At 50.7% G+C, this 2,518-nt stretch carries 2 protein-coding genes; both read right to left on the reverse strand.

From position 1 onward, the window contains the following. On the reverse strand, window positions 1–1,547 hold a 1,547-nt coding region (locus tag EL26_RS22895), incomplete at its 3' end, for a DUF5704 domain-containing protein (protein WP_238546178.1). A gap of 14 nt (window positions 1,548–1,561) precedes the next feature. After that, the coding region (locus tag EL26_RS22900) for a copper amine oxidase N-terminal domain-containing protein (RefSeq protein WP_038094773.1) at window positions 1,562–2,518 on the reverse strand (957 nt) is incomplete at its 5' end.

The raw sequence follows: 2,518 nt of genomic DNA on the forward strand, positions 1-2,518 counted from the left end.
AAGCGGTCGTTTTTGACTTTGATTTTGCCGACTGAACGGTCGGCGTCGGCGAGCCAGTCTTCGGAGGGTACTGAAGGTTTTGCTCCTGGACCTCCAGGAACGTTTTCATCTGGAAGCGTCATGCTCTCTTGATAGTCCGGGTCGGTAATGTGAGCGTCCAGTGACCCGTAGTTCGTGGCGCTGACCGATGGAGCTGTGTAGTTCTGCGGAATCATCGTCGCTTTGCCGTTTGGCAGCGCGTAGTTGAACATTTCGGCGTGGTCGATGCTGTAGATGGAGAGCTTGTCGACCGTCCAGTAGGAGTAGTTTCTCTTGATTTGGTAGGTCTTTTCCACCAATCGCGATTCCGTCTTGTCCTCATACGTAATCGTGGTATTGCCGTCCGCGTCCGTTTCAGTTTTAGGTTCTTTCCATGAAAGGTTGAACGTTTTGCTGACTATCACTGTATAGCTCTTGGACCCGGTTACCTGTTGATAGTGATAGTCGTAGAGGTAGCGCTTCCCTCCCGCTTGCGTGTACAGTTTCTCGTGGGTCGGAATGCCTTGTACGACGTTGAACAAATCGTTCGGATACGGGTCAGCCCCGATCTTGCCGTTGGAATTTGGATCAAGGTCGGTGTCGCCCGCATTTTGCGGAGCGGGTGGTGCGGAATACTTGATGACGGAGTGGTCGGGACTTGTTTGAGCATGTTGGCCGATAGTGTCCCAAACTTCAATTGTTATGGTGCATTTGACATTAGGGTTGTTGCCGATGTCGATTTTGATTGGGATGCCAGTTCGTCCTTTTTCTTTTCCGCTTAGCGCCCCGCTTTTGTCAGATGCGTTGACGAATGAACAGCCCTGAGTGTTGATGATTTCGTATTTGGCAAGATCTTGTTCCGTCGAAGTCGTTTGTGCGACGAAGGAGAAGGTTGCGTCCACACTGGTTACAGTGCCGTCCACCTGACTTGGACCTTGAATCTTAGCAGTGACAGTCGGACCGACCGGCGGGTCCCATTGGGCTTTGATGTCGTAGTATTGGAGAAAGTCTTCCGGGTTCGGCCACGGGATGGTGCTGCCGCCGGGCATTTTGGCGTTTCTGATAGCGTCAAGATTGGTGTATTCTGTGCCCTGTAGAACCCCGTTGATCGATACTTGAAAGATGGAATTGAGATAGATCGTATCTCCCGCCTGGATGTCTTCCATATGAGCTTGTTTCAGAGCATCGTTCACAGCATCAACGGGCACGACAAAGTTGGTGGTGACGTACTGCCCGTCTGCGCTGTCCTTGTGACTCACTTCCACCATCTTGCCCGTATGAATCATGCCGTAGGTGCCTTGATCCGGATTGCACGGGTCTTTGGGCGGGTATACGCAGGCTCTGTCTCGGCGGATGGTCCAACCTGTGGAGACGTAGCGAATACCGGTTGAGGCTTTGTGGTCGGTAGTTGTGAAGTAAATGGCTCCTTGCTGTATCTTGACAGTAGTGGCCGCAACGCTCAGAGGGAGGATGGAAACGATGCAAAGACAAAAGAGGGCGAGGATGCAACGTTTTAAAGTATGCCTCATTATGTGAACCTCAATTATCTTTCACGAATTATGCTATCGGCAAACAGACTTGCGTCATTGTCAACCGCCAAAGTGGGCCCCCAATTTCCAAAAGTCATTGTCCCTAAACTTATGTCTGCATACCCCGTGTACCAGACTCCCTTCTGAAAACGGCCTTTCGGATACAAGACATCCAAAAGCACGTCTTTGTCTTGATCATAACTAACGATTCGGAAAGAGAACTTACTGCGGATCTTGTATCCCCAAGAATCGTAGATCATGCTCGGCTCGGGTTCCAAATTCCCCTCTATCTGAATGTGATTGTCCTTGACCCAGTTCACATATTTCAGCAGTTGGTTTCGATCAAGACCGCCCGGATTGTAGGTCGGATAGATCTGATTCACCCAAGAAGAGTCGATCGTATTGTAATTTGCATTCAAGATCATTTGGTAATGCTTGCGAACTCGGCCAGTCCAGTAATCGATGTTTTGTTTGGTGAACTCAGGTTCATTATATAAACTATTCGGAGCCACAGTCGGCTCATTTCCGATTTTCTGATACGGCATTTCATACATCTCATTCGGCAGATCCGCCAAAACGTACGGGAAGTCGCTTGCGTTTTTCGGCAAATCGGTTGTGCGGGTTTCACGTCCCCACAGATCGCCGCTGTACGCAGACGGGTGCGAGTGCGGGTTGTCGGCAGCGCTTCGGTTGTACGAGATCGTCACGAGGTTTTGATTACCGTCCCATCCGACCGTCGCGCCCATCGCTTCGCTGACGAACCGCAACGGAACGAAGGTGCGGTCATCCTTCATGATGCACTTTGTATCAAGTTTCGTTTCCGTTCCGTCCACATACGCAGTGTCATCCCCAACGGTCAGTTGAACATCCTTGCCCGGAAGTTGAATGAGCACCCATCCAACAGAACCATACCAAGTCACATCCGCCCCCATGGCTTCGGAAATAAACCGAATCGGCACCATCGTCCGGTT

The sequence above is a fragment of the Tumebacillus flagellatus genome (genome assembly GCF_000714935.1).
GTDB lineage: Bacteria > Bacillota > Bacilli > Tumebacillales > Tumebacillaceae > Tumebacillus > Tumebacillus flagellatus.